Annotated in this window: 18 protein-coding genes; 8 read left to right on the forward strand and 10 right to left on the reverse strand. The window is 43.1% G+C overall.

Features of this window, described 5'->3' with window-relative positions:
• Nucleotides 1-56 precede the first annotated feature (56 nt).
• From pcaF to paaA, 9 genes are all read right to left on the reverse strand, one after another.
• The gene (gene pcaF, locus ABEB05_RS00080) at nt 57-1,262 is read right to left on the reverse strand and encodes a 3-oxoadipyl-CoA thiolase (protein WP_265786377.1); all 1,206 of its coding nucleotides are present in this window, start codon (nt 1,260-1,262) and stop codon (nt 57-59) included.
• A gap of 39 nt (nt 1,263-1,301) precedes the next feature.
• Nucleotides 1,302-1,781, reverse strand: a complete 480-nt coding sequence (gene paaI / locus ABEB05_RS00085) for a hydroxyphenylacetyl-CoA thioesterase PaaI (protein ID WP_265786379.1) — start codon at nt 1,779-1,781, stop codon at nt 1,302-1,304.
• Between the two features lie 33 nt (nt 1,782-1,814).
• Nucleotides 1,815-2,993 (reverse strand): 3-hydroxyacyl-CoA dehydrogenase NAD-binding domain-containing protein, encoded by a 1,179-nt coding sequence (locus ABEB05_RS00090; RefSeq protein WP_265786381.1) that lies wholly within the window; start codon nt 2,991-2,993, stop codon nt 1,815-1,817.
• Between the two features lie 8 nt (nt 2,994-3,001).
• A complete protein-coding gene (locus ABEB05_RS00095) occupies nt 3,002-3,787 on the reverse strand; it encodes an enoyl-CoA hydratase-related protein (protein ID WP_265786383.1) in 786 nt (261 codons plus the stop codon).
• Nucleotides 3,788-3,807: 20 nt separating this feature from the next.
• Nucleotides 3,808-4,221: a hypothetical protein gene (locus tag ABEB05_RS00100; RefSeq protein ID WP_265786385.1), complete on the reverse strand. Its 414-nt coding sequence runs from the start codon at nt 4,219-4,221 to the stop codon at nt 3,808-3,810.
• Between the two features lie 3 nt (nt 4,222-4,224).
• On the reverse strand, nt 4,225-4,734 hold the full coding sequence (paaD, locus tag ABEB05_RS00105; RefSeq protein WP_265786387.1) for a 1,2-phenylacetyl-CoA epoxidase subunit PaaD: 510 nt from the start codon (nt 4,732-4,734) through the stop codon (nt 4,225-4,227).
• Nucleotides 4,735-4,807: 73 nt separating this feature from the next.
• Entirely contained in the window at nt 4,808-5,599 is a 792-nt protein-coding gene (gene paaC, locus ABEB05_RS00110) for a 1,2-phenylacetyl-CoA epoxidase subunit PaaC (RefSeq protein WP_265786390.1), read from the reverse strand.
• Nucleotides 5,596-5,910, reverse strand: a complete 315-nt coding sequence (paaB, locus tag ABEB05_RS00115; protein ID WP_265786392.1) for a 1,2-phenylacetyl-CoA epoxidase subunit PaaB — start codon at nt 5,908-5,910, stop codon at nt 5,596-5,598. The genes paaC and paaB overlap by 4 nt, the downstream gene beginning before the upstream one ends.
• Nucleotides 5,911-5,960: 50 nt before the next feature.
• Nucleotides 5,961-6,905 carry a 1,2-phenylacetyl-CoA epoxidase subunit PaaA gene (paaA, locus tag ABEB05_RS00120; protein ID WP_265786393.1) on the reverse strand — a complete coding sequence of 315 codons (945 nt, stop codon included), beginning with the start codon at nt 6,903-6,905 and terminating at the stop codon, nt 5,961-5,963.
• Between the two features lie 472 nt (nt 6,906-7,377).
• On the opposite strand from paaA, the gene ABEB05_RS00125 reads away from it, so the two are divergent.
• The 5 genes from ABEB05_RS00125 to mddA all read left to right on the forward strand — a co-directional run bounded on the left by ABEB05_RS00125 (nt 7,378) and on the right by mddA (nt 13,403).
• Complete coding sequence (locus tag ABEB05_RS00125) at nt 7,378-9,321, forward strand: tetratricopeptide repeat protein (protein ID WP_345694218.1); 1,944 nt, start codon at nt 7,378-7,380, stop codon at nt 9,319-9,321.
• A 222-nt stretch (nt 9,322-9,543) separates the two neighbouring features.
• Nucleotides 9,544-9,996: a cupin domain-containing protein gene (locus ABEB05_RS00130; protein ID WP_265786395.1), complete on the forward strand. Its 453-nt coding sequence runs from the start codon at nt 9,544-9,546 to the stop codon at nt 9,994-9,996.
• A gap of 84 nt (nt 9,997-10,080) precedes the next feature.
• On the forward strand, nt 10,081-10,581 hold the full coding sequence (locus ABEB05_RS00135; protein WP_265786396.1) for a hypothetical protein: 501 nt from the start codon (nt 10,081-10,083) through the stop codon (nt 10,579-10,581).
• 443 nt (nt 10,582-11,024) lie between these two features.
• Nucleotides 11,025-12,644 carry a tetratricopeptide repeat protein gene (locus ABEB05_RS00140; RefSeq protein ID WP_265786397.1) on the forward strand — a complete coding sequence of 540 codons (1,620 nt, stop codon included), beginning with the start codon at nt 11,025-11,027 and terminating at the stop codon, nt 12,642-12,644.
• A gap of 12 nt (nt 12,645-12,656) precedes the next feature.
• On the forward strand, nt 12,657-13,403 hold the full coding sequence (gene mddA / locus ABEB05_RS00145) for a methanethiol S-methyltransferase (RefSeq protein WP_265786399.1): 747 nt from the start codon (nt 12,657-12,659) through the stop codon (nt 13,401-13,403).
• 81 nt (nt 13,404-13,484) lie between these two features.
• Here the strand turns inward: mddA and ABEB05_RS00150 are convergent, their stop codons facing one another.
• Nucleotides 13,485-14,102, reverse strand: a complete 618-nt coding sequence (locus ABEB05_RS00150) for a TetR/AcrR family transcriptional regulator (RefSeq protein WP_265786401.1) — start codon at nt 14,100-14,102, stop codon at nt 13,485-13,487.
• Between the two features lie 193 nt (nt 14,103-14,295).
• Here ABEB05_RS00150 and ABEB05_RS00155 point away from each other — a divergent pair, with 193 nt between their 5' ends.
• From ABEB05_RS00155 to ABEB05_RS00165, 3 genes are all read left to right on the forward strand, one after another.
• Nucleotides 14,296-15,384, forward strand: coding sequence for a class I SAM-dependent methyltransferase (locus ABEB05_RS00155; RefSeq protein WP_286668526.1), 1,089 nt, complete (start codon nt 14,296-14,298; stop codon nt 15,382-15,384).
• Nucleotides 15,385-15,509: 125 nt separating this feature from the next.
• Nucleotides 15,510-17,135 (forward strand): tetratricopeptide repeat protein, encoded by a 1,626-nt coding sequence (locus tag ABEB05_RS00160; protein ID WP_265786403.1) that lies wholly within the window; start codon nt 15,510-15,512, stop codon nt 17,133-17,135.
• A gap of 101 nt (nt 17,136-17,236) precedes the next feature.
• On the forward strand, nt 17,237-18,040 hold the full coding sequence (locus ABEB05_RS00165; protein WP_265786405.1) for a class I SAM-dependent methyltransferase: 804 nt from the start codon (nt 17,237-17,239) through the stop codon (nt 18,038-18,040).
• The last annotated feature ends 8 nt before the right edge of the window (nt 18,041-18,048 follow it).

Here is an 18,048-nt window from a genome sequence, read left to right on the forward strand (position 1 = left end):
TGTAAATTTATTTACTATTTACTATTTACTATTTACCTGATTCACCAATAACCAATCTACGTTTTTTCCAGGATCACGGCCATGCCTTGTCCCACTCCCACGCAGAGTGTACAAAGTGCATACTTTTTATTCTGCTCGTGAAGTTCAAACGAAGCCGTTTGGAGCAGTCGCGCGCCCGACATGCCCAGCGGATGTCCCAGTGCGATAGCCCCGCCATGCGGATTCACCCGTGGGTCATCATCTTCAACTCCTAGTTCTCGAAGTACCGCCAAACTTTGAGCAGCGAAAGCTTCATTCAGCTCAATTATGTCGATGTCATTCAGCGTTAAATCCGTTCGCTCTAATACTTTTTTTGTTGCTCCAACTGGCCCCATCCCCATAATGCGAGGTTCAACGCCAACCACTGCCGACGCAACGATTCGTGTCAGTGGTTCCAATTGGAAATCTTTAATGGCAGAATCTCCAGCTACGAGCATAGCACACGAACCATCATTAATTCCGCTGGCATTACCGGGAGTTACAGTTCCGCCTTTACGGAAAACGGCCGGTAGTTTGCTGAGAACTTCAACTGTTGTCTCCGGACGAATAAACTCGTCTTCTTCAAAAATACCAGAATCTCCTTTTTGTTGTGGGATTTCCACTGGCATGATTTCCTTGGCCATGCGTCCGCTTTTAGTCGCTTGGGCCGCTTTTTGTTGCGACCATGCCGCAAATTTATCCTGATCTTCACGACTTATATCATATTTTTCTACAATGTTTTCGGCGGTTTCACCCATCGCTTCGCTGCCATACTCTTTATCCATTTTTGGGTTTATAAACCGCCACCCAAAGGTAGTATCGTGCATTTCGGTAGTACCGGAATAGGGAGCTTCTCCTTTACCCAATACTATCGGACCGCGGGTCATGTGTTCCATACCACCGGTAATAAATAGATCCCCTTCATCCACCTTGATCGATTTGTAGGCTTGGACTGCACTGCTCATACCTGAGGCACACAGACGATTTATGGTTTCACCCGGTACTGAAGTAGGGAGTCCGGCAAGTAACGCGGCCATGCGTGCTACATTGCGGTTATCTTCACCGGCCTGGTTGGCACACCCAAAGATGACATCCTCGATACATTCAGGATCTATATTAGAATTTCGATCCATCAGTTCTTCGATAGTTAATGCCGCTAAATCATCGGCCCTGATAGGAGAGAGTGTTCCCCTATATTTACCTATGGGAGTACGGATAGCGTCAATGATATAAGCTTCAGACATAACTCAGTAGAAGGTTAAAGTTTTGAATATTAAGTAAGATCAATTTGAAATTTCTTCAAAATGGTAATTCTGAGTTCTGAAAACGGTTCCGCGAAATAGTGCTACCTGCTCATTTTTTTGATTTGTAATACTAATATTATAAACGCCAATACGCCGACCAATGCTTAATTCTTCGGTTTCTGCAGTTAGAGTATCGCCAGTCATCACTTTCTTTATAAATGAAATATTGTTTTCCATGGCTACTGCTACTCGTCCATAGCTATTGGAAGCAAATGCCAGGGCGCTGTCGGCTAGCGAAAAAGAAATCCCCCCATGTGAGACATTGAACCCATTAACCATTTCGTCTCGGACTTTCATACCTAATTTTGCATAGCCGGGTTCAATTTCTACGATTTTTATGCCCAGCCACTGGCTGAAGGCATCATCCGCCATCATTTTATCAACCACTTTTTGAGCTAATTCTTCTTTTTGCATTGTTGTATTGCTATGAGTCATCGCTTTCAGCTTCTTTTTAATCATCTTCTGAAAGCTGAATGCTAACAACTGTATTTATCAATAGAAAGTCTCTCCGTTACGGACTTTTTGCTTTAATAGTGGGTTTGGTCGGTATCGATCTTCACGATATTCTGTTTGCAGGGAAGTAAGTCGATCCAGTACATTTACAAGACCAATCTCATCGCCCCACTTCAGTAATCCCTTGGGATAGTTGACCCCTTTGGTCATGGCCAGATCCACATCCTCAACCGTAGCCACATTCATAAATACCGCATCGGCTGCTTCATTGATTAGCATGGCTAAAATGCGATCGACAATTTCTTGTCCCAGGTCTTTGTCCTTGGTTGGTTCGGGATTCTCAGCATTGTCACCATAGTCATAAAATCCTTTCCCTGATTTTTTGCCCAGATACCCAGCCTCAACCATTCGTTTTTGAGTAAATGATGGCTTAAATCGTGGATCATAGAAAAATTCTTCGAAAACGGTTTCGGTTACTTTGTAATTTATATCGTTACCGATGAAATCCATCAGCTTAAAGGGACCCATTTTAAATTTTCCAATCTCTTTCATTGCCCAATCAATAGTAGGAATATCGGCTACCCCTTCTTCGAGTTGACGAATGGCTTCTCCATAAAAAGGGCGTGCAACACGATTAACAATAAACCCAGGAGTATCTTTAGCTAAAACAGTTGTTTTGTCCCAGTTATCGATAAGGGTCCGGGCAGTGTTGACCGTTTTTTCAGTAGTGGAAATACCGGGTACAATCTCGACCAACGGCATGATTGGCGCAGGATTAAAAAAGTGTATTCCCAGGAAACGTTTCGGTTTTTTTAATACTGATGAAATAGCAGCAATCGACAACGAAGAGGTATTTGTTGCCAGAATGCAATCACGCGATACAATCCCCTCCAGCCGTTGAAAGACATCTTGCTTGATTTCCAGATCTTCAATGACCGCCTCTATGACGATTTCGCATTGGTTGAACTTCGTAAGGTCATCCTCAAAATGGATCCGCTCCATAATGCCGTCAACTTCTTCTTGGGTCATGCGGTCTTTTTCAACCTGTCGCTGCAGGATTTTTCGGAGCGAATGTTTGGCATTTCCCAGCTGATCACTGTAGGCATCGTATAAAAAAACCTGGTGTCTATAGGTGGATGCGATCTGGGCAATCCCTTGCCCCATGGTTCCGGCACCTACAACGCCTACAAAGTTATCTTCTGAAAGATATTTTGACATATATACTCTTATTTTCCTTTAAATTCTGGTTTCCGTTTTTCGAGAAATGATTGTACTCCTTCGTGATAATCATCCGTATTGCCTGCTTCGGTTTGCAGTTCGGCCTCCAGTTCAAGATGTTCTTCCAGGTTATTGGAAAAGGATCTGTTAATTGCACGCTTGTATAGACCAAATCCCTTGGTGGGCATTGAGGCCAGTTTTTGACAAATGGATTGAGTTTCTTCTATCAGCTTATCAGTTTCAACGGCTTTATAGATTAATCCGATTTCTTCCGCCTTTTCAGGGGATATCTTTTCGTCTAGCAGGTACATGGCATTAGCACGCTGGAGTCCTACTAAACGTGGAAGGAAGAAGGTGCCGCCGCTGTCGGGAATCAGCCCAATTTTGCTGAAAGATTGTACAAAAACGGCCTCTTTAGATGCCAAGACAATGTCACAGGCCAAAGCAAGATTTGCTCCTGCTCCTGCTGCCGTTCCGTTTACGGCACAAACAACGGGCTTCTCAAGGTGGCGAATCGCTTTGATAATAGGATTATAACTTTTGCGAACGGTTTCACCGAGCTCGTAATCTTCTCCTTTATCGACGACTTCCGGCAAATCTTGTCCGGCACAAAAGGCTTTTCCCTTTCCGGTTAGAAGTACACATCTGATTTTATCATTAGTTTTAGCTTCATTCAGTCCTTGCTGAAGCTGATTTGCCATAGGCTCAATAAAACTATTGAGCTTATTCGGACGGTTTAGTGAAAGGGTTAAAACTGATTCTTCAATGCTGGATGCTACCAGTTGTTCACTCATAAACCCGTAGTGGTTAATTTTTAGTTTTCATCTGGATTATAGCGATTAAAGCGGCTTAAAAATAGTTCATATTCTGTGGCTGTTTCGGGATAGCGCACAGTCGGCCCCGGATATTTCCAGGCATCCTTAAACGAATAGGTAGGATAATTTTCATTATCTCCACGGATAAGGCTAGTACCTATTTTCAGCAGTGTCTTAGTCGTTTTACTAAAATTAATTGACTTGGATGGAGGGGAAATGAAATTGAATTCAGATTGCTGATATCCGGAAGGAGCCAACAAATTCTGCAAAGAAGGGTTTTCTAATTCATTAACTGTTATTGAGGAAGAGGTATAGGGGGCAAGATTGACTTCCTCATGAACCGGTTGCGCAAGAGCACTCACTGAAGTGGATAAAAACAGTATAATGCTAATGAATAGGATCGAATATTTCATGATTTAGATACATTTAAAGTGTTCAAACGGTTCTTCACAATCATAGCAGTAATATTGCGATTTACAAGCGGTTGAACCAAACTCACTTTGCAATTCGGTGTTGGTGGAATCGCAGTAAGGGCAGGGAATAATCCGGCTCGATCCTTTTAGGGTTTTAAAAAAATCGTCCTCTTTTTCGGTCTTACCGGGCGGCGCAATGCCATAATCCTTCAACTTCTTTTTAGCCCCTTCAGACATCCAGTCTGTAGTCCACGTTTCAGAAAAATCTTTCTTTATTTCGTAGTTTTGGATACCGTTTACCTTAAGCGTTTTCTCGATTTCCTTTTCAATGGCTTTCATTGCCGGGCATCCGGAATAGGTGGGGGTAATCCGCACTGTCACTCTATCTTCATTAATTCTAATCTCACGCAATATTCCCAGATCTATTATAGAAAGTACGGGAATTTCCGGATCTTTGACCTCCGAAAGAAGATCCCGGATTGCATCTTTATTATATGTAGTTGCTGTAGGCATGATATTCTGTAACGGTATCAGCTTATGGTTTATTAGCTTTAAGACCAATAACTAATAACCAGTAAACAAATAACTATTCCCAGTCGGCATCGGGATACGACCGCCGCAGGTGTTGCATTTCTGCCAATAAATGTCCCAGATGCTCTGTATGAAGTCCTTGCCGTCCTCCTTCTGCCATATATTGGTCAAAATCCGGAACTTTCAAGGTTGCTTCTTCCAGTGTTTGTATAATTATTTCTTTGCAGTCAGCTTTAAAGCTTTCCGTATCAACTGCTAATCCTTCATCTTGGAGTCGTTCATCAATTTCATCTTGATAAAACAGTTCTCCGATGTACATCCAGATTTCATCAAAAGCATTTTGGAGGCGCTCGTGACTCTCTTCCGTACCGTCACCGAGCCGCAATACCCATTCACGACTGTGACGCAGGTGATATTGTACCTCTTTAAAGTGTTTCTTAACGATGCCGCAAAACTGTTCATCCTCAACATCCGATAGCAGCTGGTACAAATAGTAGCTGTACGAAGAGAATAAAAACTGTCGCGCAATGGTAAAGCCGAAATCACCTTTTGGCAGTTCGGTGATTTTTAAATTTTTGTATTCAACATCATTTCGAAAATAGACCAGATCATCACGGTGGCGGCCTTCACCTTCTATCTCAACGGCATATTCGTATAAATTGGCAGCGTGACCAATGTAATCCAAAGCAATATTAGCTAGGGCGATATCTTCTTCAAGTATGGGTCCATGTCCGCACCATTCAGAGAGGCGATGGCCCAATATCAGGCGGTCATCGGCCAGCCGGATGAGGTATTCAAAAAGCGCTTCCTCTTCGGTTAGTTCTTTGGATGTAGTAGCTGTACTCATGATCGTCGTTTTGAAACTCTTGGGACACTGTAAAATTGTGGATGCCGGTACGGTTTATCATCAGCAGGATCGAAAAATGGTCCCTCATCTTCGCCTTTGGATGCCACAATCTGATTGCTGGGTACCACCCAGATGTTGACCGCTTCTTTTCGGCGCGTATATACGTCACGGGCATTTTCCAAGGCCTTTTCCGCATCCGGGGCATGGAGACTCCCTACATGTTCATGAGGTTTACCGTCGCGAGGTTGAGTAAAAACCTCCCAAAGCGGCCATTGGGTATCTTCGTTTTCGGATTTCTTATTGTTGTTCATAAGACCTATTAGTTGATGGTAAGGTCGTATTGCAATACGACCTTACAGGGTTATGACGCTTTTTCTTCGCTCAATTTCTGTTTCCGGGCGTATTCTTCGGCAGCTTCACGTACCCACTTACCGTTTTCGTGAGCCTCACGCCGTGTGTTTATGCGTTGACGATTCATAGGTCCATTACCTTTGACTACGTTCCAAAACTCATCCCAGTCAATTTCACCAAATACCCAGTGGCCGGTTTCTTCATTGAATTTGAGATCAGGATCCGGAATTTCGAGACCTACCGTATGGGCTTCCTGCACGTGGCGATCCACAAAGCTCTGTCGGAGCTCGTCGTTTGTCTTTGATTTTACGCCCCATTTGATCAGCTCGGCACTATTGGGTGAATCCTCATCATGGGGGCCAAACATCATGAGTGTAGGCCACCACCAGCGGTTGACCGCATCCTGGATCATCTCCTGTTGCTCAGGCGTGCCATCAGCCATGGTAGCCACCATTTCATACCCTTGCTTCTTATGAAAACTTTCTTCCTTGCAAATGCGTACCATTGCCCGGGCATAAGGCCCGTAAGAACTTCGTGCCAGCATGGTCTGATTGATGATCGCAGCTCCATCTACCAGCCAGCCGATGACAGCTATATCTGCCCAGGAAAGGGTCGGATAATTAAATATGCTGGAATACTTGGCATGGCCATTCAGAAGGTCATCGATAACTTCTTGGCGACTGGCACCCAGCGTTTCTGTAGCGCTATACAAATACAGGCCGTGCCCTGCTTCATCCTGGACTTTGGAAAGCAGAATCATTTTACGGCGAAGCGAAGGAGCGCGGGTAATCCAGTTCCCTTCCGGAAGCATGCCAACAATCTCTGAGTGAGCATGCTGAGACATCATCCGGATGAGCTGTTGCCGATATCGCTCCGGCATCTGATCTTTGGGTTCTATAGTTTCTCCCTTGTCGATACGCTCCTGAAAAGTGGTATTGTTATTCTCTTTTTCCATTGGCTGAAAGTTTTATGGAAATATTTCTCTATATAGCCAACATATACAGGAACATGAAATTTAACAAATACATTCATGTTCTTTGACGCTTGAACAGGTTAAGAGCACATTACTCACATACAGGAGGCTTCTCTTAATAAAATCTTCATAGCGTTATACCCTCTTACACGCCGTGTTATAACTCCTAACAAGTCGTGTTACGATCCCTAACCCTACGTGTTATGACCCCTAACGGCTATAGGTTCAAATCTAACCCAGCTATATTAGCTGCTGCAAAAATACAGCTCCACATTCAGCCCCAAAAAATGAATCAAAGAACTTATGAAGATCTTTTCAAAGTCTTCATAAATTTGAAGGGAAATACTTTATTTTTATTAAAAAAGCTGAAAAATTTGTAAGGTGTCATTTGAGGGATTACATATAAAGAGAGAGTATGACTTGGGAGGTTTCTTGAAATAGGGATTATGTGAGCATGCTGATATTAAAACGAATGGTTAAATACTCGGAGAATATATCGCATGGGTATCTACGTTCATGTGTGATATGTGGGTTGATCCTAATCTTATCAGTATCCCACCTTTACGGCCAGCTTGCTCCTAAGACTGATAGTTTAAAAGCACAGTTGCAGGAAGCCCGGGAAGAACAGCGAATTGAGATATTATTGAAGCTTAGTGATCAAGTGCGTCGTTCAGATATGGAGGCGGCCATTGATTATGCGCGGAAAGCGGTTGATCTCTCCGAGAGAGTTGCCGGGGAAGAGTTGCGGGGAGAAAGTCATCGCAATCTGGGGCGGTTACTTTCTATGAACGGAAAACATCCGGTGGGACTTCAACATTTGTCAGAAGCAAAGAGAATTTTTGAACAAATTGGTGCTCAGGATAAAATTGTGGCTACGCTCGAAAATGTAGGTGCGTTATACAGAAGACAGGGTGACTATAGTACAGCCCTGGAATATTATTATGACGCCCTTGATTTGAAAGAAAAGCAAAATAATGAGACCGACCTGCCACACACGCTTATTAATATTGGATATATCAATGAAAAATTGGGTCAGATGTCAAAGGCTATTTCCTTTTATGAAAGGGCATTAGAAATTAGCCAGCGTAATGATAATCCCAATGACATAGCTATTAATGCCGTTCAATTGAGCAATGCATATGACTCCATAGGAGATAATGACCAAGCTCTGGAAATTATGAATATTGCACTTGATGCTTCCAAACGGCTTCCGGGAGAGCACGCTATGGCAAGTATTTTGTTAGAAATTAGTGAGTTATATAGAAACGAAAAATCGTACGATCTGGCCAAGGAAGCCAATAGCGAGGCGCTGGAGTTAGCACAAAATATGTCTGATAATAGGTTAGAGGCTCTTAGCCTAAAGAATATTGCTACTCTACATGCCGAACAGAACAATTTAGAGGCTCAAACTAACTATTTGCTTCAGGCTATTCCGTTGTTCGAAAAAAGTGGAATGCGGGAAGAGGTGATTCAAAGCAGATATCAAATTGCCAGTAACTATCTTATTTCCGGGAGCATTACTGAATCTATTGAGATGACAAAACACGGACTTGATGATGCTGAAGAAATAGAATCCCTGGAACTAATCCGCAAAGGACTTGAAGTACTTACTAAGGGATATAAAAAGATAGGTGATCTGGAGAATGCGTTATTAACGCAGGATGAATTGATTGAAGTTAAAGATAGTTTATTTGATCAGACAAGATCCCGGCAAATAACAGAAATGCAAACTAAATATGAGACGGAACAAAAAGAACAGGAAATTGCATTACTTCAGAAGGAAAGAGAACAGCAAGCAATGCTTCGCAATGCCTTTCTTATTGGGATTCTTCTTATTGGCATCATCGGGATTCTTGTGTATAACAGGCAGCGGCTAAAAATAAAAAAGAAACAGACAGAATTGGAAAATACCCGGCTGAAGGAGCAACAGCTGGAACAAGATCTGGAGTTTAAAAATAAACAGCTAACCACCCATAGCCTTCATCTTGTCCAAAAAAATGAGGCGATGAAGGAGTTGAAGGAGAAGATCAACGAAATGCGCCATAAGGATAATGGCAACGTGAACAGATCATTGCAAAAACTGCAAAATCTGGTAGATTACAGTTATAGTCTGGATGAAGATTGGGAACAGTTTCGTCTTTATTTTGAAGAAGTGCATGATCATTTCTTTGATATTCTCAAAAAGAAATATCCCGACCTGACTCCCAATGAGCTACGTCTTTCAGCTCTGGCTAAATTAAACCTGTCTATTAAGGAAACCGCCACTATTATGGGCATTACTCCCAACAGCGTGAAGACGGCGCGTTATCGACTTCGAAAAAAGCTGGATATTGAAACCGAAGAGAACTTGACAGAGTTTATGATGGAAATTGAAAAAAAAGGTAAGAAACTTAACTGAATCGGTCTATATCACCTGTTATTCCCTCCATTTTCTGATTGTTTACCTATTGTTGACCTGCCTAAAATTGTCCTTCCCCATCAGGAGAGTTAGGTTGCAAGCGTAATTGAGTTAACGGGTATTTCCATTATTCGTATTTATAAGCAAAATCATTAAGAGAGAATTTCTAAAAGTGGAATACCTAATGTCGTAATAAGTCAAACAAAACATACTTCTATCATCATGTCTAAATTCTTAAAACATATTATATCTATAACTATAATTATTTTCTTTTTAATCCCGGTAACCCTTTTAGCACAACAACAAGATGCAGCCTTTACCTTGAGTGCAGATGACGAAAGTCTTGAGTGGGGTAATTGTCCCGCATTTATGCCAGAAAGCTGCAGCCTGTCTGTTTTGCAAGGGAATCCGCAAGAGCCAAGCGCAGATGTGTTTTTTAAGATGCAGGGAAATACGGCAGTACCTAACCACTGGCATCATTCGGCTGAACGAATGGTTTTAATATCGGGGGAAATGGAGGTGGATTATGAGGGACAGGATCCTGTCGTTATAACTCCAGGCATGTATGCCTACGGGCCGCCCGAACTCACACACACTGCTTCATGTGAATCTAATAAACCTTGTGTGCTTTTTATAGCATTTGATAAACCGGTAGATGCTTTTGCTGTTGAGTAAGAAAGGGATTGAGCTGACTGTCTCTTACAACAGTTCTAAGAGTAGAAAACTATTAAGTTAAATAAATAAAAAGAGGTGATATCTATGAAACACCTAAATCTGTGTTTAAAGGAAATTGCTAGCGACCTTCTCGTTTTTTCCCTTGCCGCTGCACTATTATTGAGCGGGTGCGACACTAGTACAAGCGCAGATGAATCAGAAATCCAGATTGTAGATGCCCTCATTGAGCTGGATGGAGCCAGTGAGGAGGCCACTATTGAAGTGGGTAATACGGTAAAATTCTCCGGATTTGCTTTGACCAAATCCGGAGATAGAGTCCCGCTTGCCGAGCTAGGGGAAAACTGGAGTTGGGAGTGGGAATCGAGCGATACTGCGGTGTTTACCGTCGATGATGAAGGCAATGCTAACGGCCAGGAGGAGGGAGAGGCATATTGCGTGATCACGTTATATGGTCCGGATGACGGTACCGAAAGTAATTCGATTAAGCAAGAAACCTTATTGACAACAGACTCTAATCCCGGACTTCCTGAAATGGCTCGGATATTTGTAGGTCGTGACTCGCTATCTGTGACATTTCTAAACTAAATGGATTAGAATAGAAACCATCGATAAACAGATGGAGACAGTAAAAGCAGGGCAATAGAATGGGAAGGAGTACACATCCAATAGGATAAGAGGAAAACCGATTAAGTAGACGACCCATGTGCAACACCAGAGCGGGGGGATGATACCCACTAAAGGAGTAGTTTTTTCAGTATCCGGTCATTCTGAGGTTTTTACACGTTTGTGGGTATTTCTATTTGATGTCCTCCCGCTGAGGACTGGAATGGGGCACAAGATTTCGATTTAATGCCTCATGATCTTCGGGCTCCAACGAATTCCGGACCGGATATTTGGTGGCTGGTCCTTTTTAAAGGTGAGGGATAAGTTCTTGTCAATACAATATCAATGGTTGAATTGTAAAAGATCATCGGGCTGTAAAAGGTTCATTAATGGATTCAAAACTTACATTACAAAAGATAAATAATATGAAAATATCGAAGATAATAAGTTTATGCAGTATTCTGATGTTGCTATTAATTCAGTCTCAGGAGGTAAATGCACAACAGCATAAATATGGGGAGGTGAATTTTAACGTTGATTGTAATGAGGCCATCCAGGCTGATTTTAATCGTGCCCTGGCTATGCTGCATAACATGATGTATGTATCGGCGCGTAAAGATTTCGAAGCAATTGCCGAAGCAGATCCTAGCTGTGCAATGGCACACTGGGGTATAGGCACTACTTTATTTCAGCCTTTGTGGGGTACGCGCCCAAGCCGAGAGGATCTGAAGCAAGGATGGCAATTTACAAATAAAGCGCAGGAATTGGTGGATTCCGACCGCGAAGAATATCTTATCAAATCAACCGCCGAATTTTTCCGGGAGCCAGAATCGGCAGAGTTCTGGACCCGTATTCAACGCTGGGCCGATGCCATGGAAACTGCTTACGATGCTTACCCCGATGATCCGGATATTGCGGCATTATATGGATTATCGCGACTGGCGATTGCTCAGACTGCTGAGGATAGAGATCCGCTGCATGACGAGGCTGAGGAAGTTCTTCGAGCGATTTATGAACAGATACCATCCCATCCCGGGGCTATTCATTATAGTATTCATGCCACGGATGTTGACGGTCGAGCTGAGAATGCTCTGGATATGGTGGAAGCCTATGGCAAAATTGCTCCTATGGTTCCTCATGCTCTTCATATGCCAACCCACATTTATGTCCGCCTGGGTGATTGGGATGAGGTCATTAACTGGAACCAAAAATCAGCGGAGGCAGCGCTCAATCATCCGGTAAATGGAGCTGTTTCGCATCATTATGTACATGCCATAGATTATTTGGCCTATGCTTACTTACAGAGGGGAGAAGACCATAAAATAGACCCTCTCATAGAGAATGTTCAGGATAAAGGACAATATCAGGCGTCTACTGTTAGTGCGTTTCATTTTGCAGCATTACCGGCGAGAATAGCTGTCGAGCGTCGGGATTGGAAAAAGGCTGCTGAACTCCAGCCCCGTACGCCGGAGTATCTGCCCTGGGATGCTTTTTCGTGGGCAGAGGGACTAACATGGTTCGCTCGGGGACTGGGTGATGTGCATACCGATGATATGGAAGGCGCACGAGAAGCTGAGGAAAAACTGGCAGATCTCAGGGAACAAGCAAAAGCGGCTGGAGCCAAAGATATGGCTATCTACATCGAAATTGATCGCCGTATACTTGCGGGACAAATAGCACATGTCGGGGATAATGACGATAAAGCTGTGGAGTTGATAAAATCCGCCGCTGGATTGGAATCTGGTATTGAGAAACATCCAGTATCTCCAGGAGCACTGCTGCCACCCAATGAGGCCCTTGGCGATCTACTTATGGAGTTAAACCGTCCTGATGAGGCACTTAAAGCTTATCAGGCCTCTGATGCCGTTTGGCCAGAACGCTACAATACGTTGTTGGGCGCTGCACGGGCCGCTCAAAAAGCTGGAAAAAATGAGGAGGCTCAGAAATATTATGAAAGGCTTTTGGCTAATACGGGTGAGTCAAACCGCAGCAGTATTGCTGAAGCAAAAGAATTTATAGCTAAAAATAAAATTAATCATAAATGACGAGATGATTTTATGTTTGGACGTATACTTTCTTTCATCTACGGAGTTGTCGACTATATTATCTTTCTGGGTTCTTTCCTTTACGCAATTGCATTTGTTGGCGATTTCTGGGTACCCAAGACCATTAATGCAGGGTCCGAAGCCGAAATTTTTTGGCAGGGATTGTTAGTTAATGCCGGGTTACTAGGCCTGTTCGCCTTTCAACATTCAGTAATGGCTCGTGATGGATTCAAAAAATGGTGGACGAAAATAATACCTAAACCCATTGAGCGAAGTACGTATGTACTGCTCAGTAGCCTGATTTTAATTCTGCTTTTCTGGCAGTGGCGCACCATGCCGGAGGTAATCTGGAGTGTGGAATCAGGAGTATGGCAGGTCGTTTTGTTCGGATTTTTTGGGCTGGGATGGGGGTTGGTATTCCTATCTACTTTTATGATCAATCACTTTGATCTTTTTGGGTTGCGTCAGGTGTACCTGCATTTAAAGGGTAAAGAGATAACACCTATAGAGTTTAAGGAACCCGGGTTTTACAAATATGTACGGCACCCGCTGATGCTGGGATTCATTATTGCCTTTTGGGCGACGCCTTATATGACACTCGGTCATCTGGTGTTTTCAATAGCGACGACCGGGTATATTTTTGTCGGTATATGGTTTGAGGAACGTGACTTGATTCGTTATCACGGGGAGAAGTATAAAGAATACCGTGAACGCGTGCGAATGCTCATTCCTTTTCCCAAAGAGAATTTAGGAGATTAAAAGTTGATCATGTGAAATGCAGTTGTCAGACAATTCAAATCCGAATTTCCATAAAGAGTTGGTGAAATTTTCGGACTGAAACTAGTTACTGCTATCAAATAATAACTGAAGATAACTATGGTAATTAGAAAGTTGCTGGGCAATGACTTTATTTTCGTTCAGGGATTGAGACAAAACGAACGATCCTTCGAAAATCACCATCAGCATGTCCGCCAGGCTTTGAAGGTTCACGTCTTGGCGGGGATGATGCTTCTGTTCGATTTTTTTGAGCTTATCAAGAACCCTCGTCCGCCATAGCAGCATGGATTCCCGTATAATTTCCAAAATTTTGTGGTCGAAAAGCTCCGATTGTTGAAGATAGGAGGCAAACAGGCATCCCGGGAAAGGTTCTTCCAGTGATTCAATTTCCTGTTCAAAAAGTTTTATAAAAATAAGTAATTGTTGTAGTGGGTCGTCACTAAGCCCTTCTGCTTTGACCAGTGTTTGTTCGAGGTGCTCGGCATCCTGGTCTGCATAACGTTGTACCAGCTCTTCTCCCAGTTCTGCTTTGCTGGAGAAGTGATGAAAAAAGGCGCCTTTGCTTACACCTGCCTCTTCGATGACATTACTTACTGTTGTCCCTCCGAATCCTTTATCAAGAATGATCGATTCGGCGGCATTCATGATTTTTGTACGGGTGTTTTCGGGATCTTTGTTCATAATTATTGGTTATAACATACTAATCAGTTTGTGTAAATAATGTTTCTTAAGATACTGAACACTTCTAATTAAGTAAAGAGATGTGGTTTATTGATTAAAAAGAAAAGAGTAGACAATATATTTCTTGACAAAGTAGGTGATATTTTTGTAACATACCGACTAGTTGGTATGTAAAATTTAAAAAGAGGAGATTATGTGTAATACAGCAATCACGATGCCTCAAACGGCAAGCAGTGAGACGGGATTTGACGAATGGTTTGTAACCGCGTTAAATAGCGGTGCTTTAATGATGATGATTTCAATCGGTCATCGCACCGGTTTGTTTGATACTATGAGTGAGATGGATTGGACTGATAGTGCAGGGCTGGCAAAACGGGCGGATCTTAATGAGCGATATGTGAGAGAATGGCTGGGTGCAATGACAACCGGTGGGGTGGTGGAAACAGATAACTCTGATCGTTACAAATTCCCAAAAGAACACGCTCAATTTTTAACGAGAAATACGGAGTTGGATAATTTGGCGGTCATGGGCCAATACATCTCAGTGCTCGGAAGTGTGGAAGATGATATCGTCGAATGTTTCCATAATGGCGGGGGCGTACCGTATGAAAAATATGATCGTTTTCATGAAGTAATGGCCGAAGACAGTGGAATGACGGTAGTGGATGCGCTTGAAGATCATATCCTGCCGTTGGTTCCCGGGCTTACTGAAAAGCTTCAACATGGTATATCCGTTCTGGATGTTGGATGCGGCCGCGGACGAGCAATGCTGAAGATGGCCGGGCTGTTCCCGAACAGTACATTCAAAGGCCTGGATCTGTCAGAAAAAGCAATAAGATGGGCAAGAGATGAAGCAAAGAAACAAGGTCTGAAAAATGTGGAGTTTGAAGTTCGTGACGCCAGTGACTTTGACCAAACAGCTGAACTGGAGGTTTATGATTTCGTGACCACCTTTGATGCTGTTCATGATCAGGCTAACCCGCTGGCAGTGCTCAAAGGGATCAATCGTACCTTAAAGCCGGATGGTAAGTATCTGATGCAGGATATTTACTCTACCGGACATGTGCATGAAAATATGGATCATCCGTTGGGGCCGGCGCTTTATACGGTTTCGTGCATGCACTGCATGTCGGTATCACTGGCCCAGGATAGGGAAGGACTCGGTGCTATGTGGGGCCGTGAGAAAGCACAGGAACTACTGCAAAAAGCGGGGTTTGAAGATATTGATATTCACCAGCTAGATCACGATATCCAGAATGATTACTACGTGATGGAGAAGTAAATAAGCCTCCGGGAAACAGTAATTGAAATTTAAATGGACAATATTCTATGTTTTTGTTTCGAATTAATAAACATATATATCGGACTTGTTTTTATGTAGCTACTCTATCATTTCTGTTAATTGGAATGATTAATTTTGCAGCTTGTTCACAACAGCAAACCGAGAGTAAGCATATTACCGAGGGGCAGATAGCGCCACTTCTCGATGGGATGGGTAATCATCATTTTAAGATTTCTACTAATGACACGCTGGCACAGGATTTCTTTAACCAGGGACTCATCCTTTCCTATGGCTTTAACCATAAAGAGGCGCAACGTACGTTCCGACAAGTAGCAAAATTAGATTCGGAAAATCCTATGGCCTGGTGGGGGGCGGCGCTGGTGTTAGGACCCAATATCAATGCTGCGATGGCAGAAGATAATATCCCCCGAGCTTGGGAAGCACTTCAAAAAGCACAAAAATTAAAGGAAAACGGTACACAAAAAGAGCAGGATTATATTGATGCTCTTTCTTATCGATATTCAAAAAATCCGCCGGAAGATCGCATGCCGTTGGATTCGGCCTATGCCAAAGCTATGGGTGAACTAGCAGGGAAATACCCGGATGATTTGGATGCCAAAACATTGCATGTGGAAGCGTTGATGGATTTGCATCCTTGGAATTATTGGAAACCAAACGGCGATCCTCACCCATGGACACCGGAAATATTGAATATTTTGGAATCGGTGATAGACCGAGATCCTGACCATCCGGGAGCAAATCATCTATATATACATGCTGTTGAAGCGCAAAGGCCTGAGAATGCTTTGTCTAGTGCCAACCGATTGCGGAGCCTGGTACCAGGTGCGGGTCATTTGGTTCATATGCCATCTCATATATACATACGAACAGGAGACTATCATGAAGGTACTTTGGCCAATGAAAGGGCAGTAAAAGCAGATAATAAGTATGTGACGCAGTGTCGACAGCAGGGTATTTATCCGTTGGCGTATGTGCCGCATAACTATCACTTCTTGTGGGCAACAGCCACCATGGAAGGGCGTGGGGAACGTAGTTTGGAAGCCGCAAAAAATACCTCTGAGTTGGTAGACACCAAGACTATGCGTGAACCTGGAATGGGTACTCTGCAGCACTATTGGGTAATCCCCTTATATGATCATGTTCGTTTTGCAAGGTGGGATGAAATTCTATCCTATCCCGAACCAGCCGATGATCTTATTTATCCCCGTGGTGTCTGGCACTATGCGAACGGGATGGCTTATATAGGTAAAGGCGACCTGGATAACGCAGCATCCGAATTAGCCAAATTAAAAACGATTGCTGTTGAAGATACGCTGCAGGAGGTGACTATTTGGGATATCAATACTACTAAGGAACTGATGCAGATTGCCAGCCGTGTGTTGGAAGGTGAGTTAAAGGCTCAACAGGACAACCTTGATAAGGCTATTGAGTTGTTGAATGAAGCCGTAAAAATTGAAGATCAACTTAATTACAATGAGCCGCCTGACTGGTTTTTCCCGGTTCGCCATAATTTGGGATCAATCTTGTTAAAAGCTGATCGACCTGCTGAGGCAGAAGAAGTCTATAGGCAGGATCTCAAGAAATTTCCCGAAAATGGCTGGTCTTTGTATGGATTGTGGCAAAGCCTGCAAGCTCAGGGCAAGAAATCAGAAGCTGATGAGATTAAAAAGAAATTTGAGGAAGCGTGGAAGTATGCCGATGTAAAGTTAACCGAGTCACGTGAATTGTGAAAGTGGGATGTCGCTATGTAACTTTTTAATATTGTTATTTAAAAAGAGTGCATTTGTAAATGATGTAAATTAACGCAATTTAAAACCTGGGAAAGCGTATAATGAGTAAGTTAAGTTTAGAAGAACTGAAGAATACAGCTACGTGGTATCAGGAACTGATGGTTCCGGCATTGTTTGAAAAATGGCCGGATCAGATTCTGGAAGAGGCAAAAATAAAGTCAGCAGAAAAGCTGCTCGATGTAGCTTGCGGTACTGGAGTCCTGGCGATTGCAGGAGCGGAACGATTGGGTGAAAAAGGCTTTACAGCTGGGTTGGATATGAATCCAGGTATGTTGGCTGTAGCTGAAAAACTTGCTCCTGATATAGAATGGCATCAGGGAACTGCGGAAGATATTCCCTGGGGTGAGGAATCTTTTGACGTTGTAGTCAGCCAGTTCGGCCTGATGTTTTTCGAAGATAAGCAGAAGGCTCTCCGAGAAATGTTTCGTGTTTTGAAACCCGGCGGGCGACTTGTTATTGCTGTCTTCGATTCTCTCGACAATATTCCGGGATATAAAATAATGGCCAGGATATTTGGTCAGGTTGTCGGCGAGGAGGTGGAGGAAGCCCTCAGATTCCCTTTTTCTTTGGGAGAGGTCGACGTACTCAAATTCCTTTGTTCTAAGAGTGGTCTTACCGGAGCTAAAATTAATACCTGTGAAGGGAATGCGAGGTTTCCGGATGTTAGAACCATGGTGCTTGCAGATGTCAAAGGGTGGTTTCCGTTGGCTCGCTTTGTACTTGATGAGTATCAGATTGATGAAGTTGTCACCAAGGCCGAATCAGATTTGAAGGAATTTGTCACCACATACGGAGCCGTAGTATTTCCAATGCCGGCACACTTTGTTACGATTACAAAAAACTAAATAAGCAT

This window comes from Fodinibius salicampi (assembly GCF_039545095.1).
GTDB lineage: Bacteria > Bacteroidota > Rhodothermia > Balneolales > Balneolaceae > Fodinibius > Fodinibius salicampi.

What these genes read in the sequence shown, in the direction of transcription:
- pcaF (WP_265786377.1), bottom strand. Translation starts at nt 1,262, where the DNA reads ATGTCTGAAGCTTATATCATTGACGCTATCCGTACTCCCATAGGTAAA.
- paaI (WP_265786379.1), bottom strand. Translation starts at nt 1,781, where the DNA reads ATGATTAAAAAGAAGCTGAAAGCGATGACTCATAGCAATACAACAATG.
- ABEB05_RS00090 (WP_265786381.1), bottom strand. Translation starts at nt 2,993, where the DNA reads ATGTCAAAATATCTTTCAGAAGATAACTTTGTAGGCGTTGTAGGTGCC.
- ABEB05_RS00095 (WP_265786383.1), bottom strand. Translation starts at nt 3,787, where the DNA reads ATGAGTGAACAACTGGTAGCATCCAGCATTGAAGAATCAGTTTTAACC.
- ABEB05_RS00100 (WP_265786385.1), bottom strand. Translation starts at nt 4,221, where the DNA reads ATGAAATATTCGATCCTATTCATTAGCATTATACTGTTTTTATCCACT.
- paaD (WP_265786387.1), bottom strand. Translation starts at nt 4,734, where the DNA reads ATGCCTACAGCAACTACATATAATAAAGATGCAATCCGGGATCTTCTT.
- paaC (WP_265786390.1), bottom strand. Translation starts at nt 5,599, where the DNA reads ATGAGTACAGCTACTACATCCAAAGAACTAACCGAAGAGGAAGCGCTT.
- paaB (WP_265786392.1), bottom strand. Translation starts at nt 5,910, where the DNA reads ATGAACAACAATAAGAAATCCGAAAACGAAGATACCCAATGGCCGCTT.
- paaA (WP_265786393.1), bottom strand. Translation starts at nt 6,905, where the DNA reads ATGGAAAAAGAGAATAACAATACCACTTTTCAGGAGCGTATCGACAAG.
- ABEB05_RS00125 (WP_345694218.1), top strand. Translation starts at nt 7,378, where the DNA reads ATGCTGATATTAAAACGAATGGTTAAATACTCGGAGAATATATCGCAT.
- ABEB05_RS00130 (WP_265786395.1), top strand. Translation starts at nt 9,544, where the DNA reads ATGTCTAAATTCTTAAAACATATTATATCTATAACTATAATTATTTTC.
- ABEB05_RS00135 (WP_265786396.1), top strand. Translation starts at nt 10,081, where the DNA reads ATGAAACACCTAAATCTGTGTTTAAAGGAAATTGCTAGCGACCTTCTC.
- ABEB05_RS00140 (WP_265786397.1), top strand. Translation starts at nt 11,025, where the DNA reads ATGAAAATATCGAAGATAATAAGTTTATGCAGTATTCTGATGTTGCTA.
- mddA (WP_265786399.1), top strand. Translation starts at nt 12,657, where the DNA reads ATGTTTGGACGTATACTTTCTTTCATCTACGGAGTTGTCGACTATATT.
- ABEB05_RS00150 (WP_265786401.1), bottom strand. Translation starts at nt 14,102, where the DNA reads ATGAACAAAGATCCCGAAAACACCCGTACAAAAATCATGAATGCCGCC.
- ABEB05_RS00155 (WP_286668526.1), top strand. Translation starts at nt 14,296, where the DNA reads ATGTGTAATACAGCAATCACGATGCCTCAAACGGCAAGCAGTGAGACG.
- ABEB05_RS00160 (WP_265786403.1), top strand. Translation starts at nt 15,510, where the DNA reads ATGATTAATTTTGCAGCTTGTTCACAACAGCAAACCGAGAGTAAGCAT.
- ABEB05_RS00165 (WP_265786405.1), top strand. Translation starts at nt 17,237, where the DNA reads ATGAGTAAGTTAAGTTTAGAAGAACTGAAGAATACAGCTACGTGGTAT.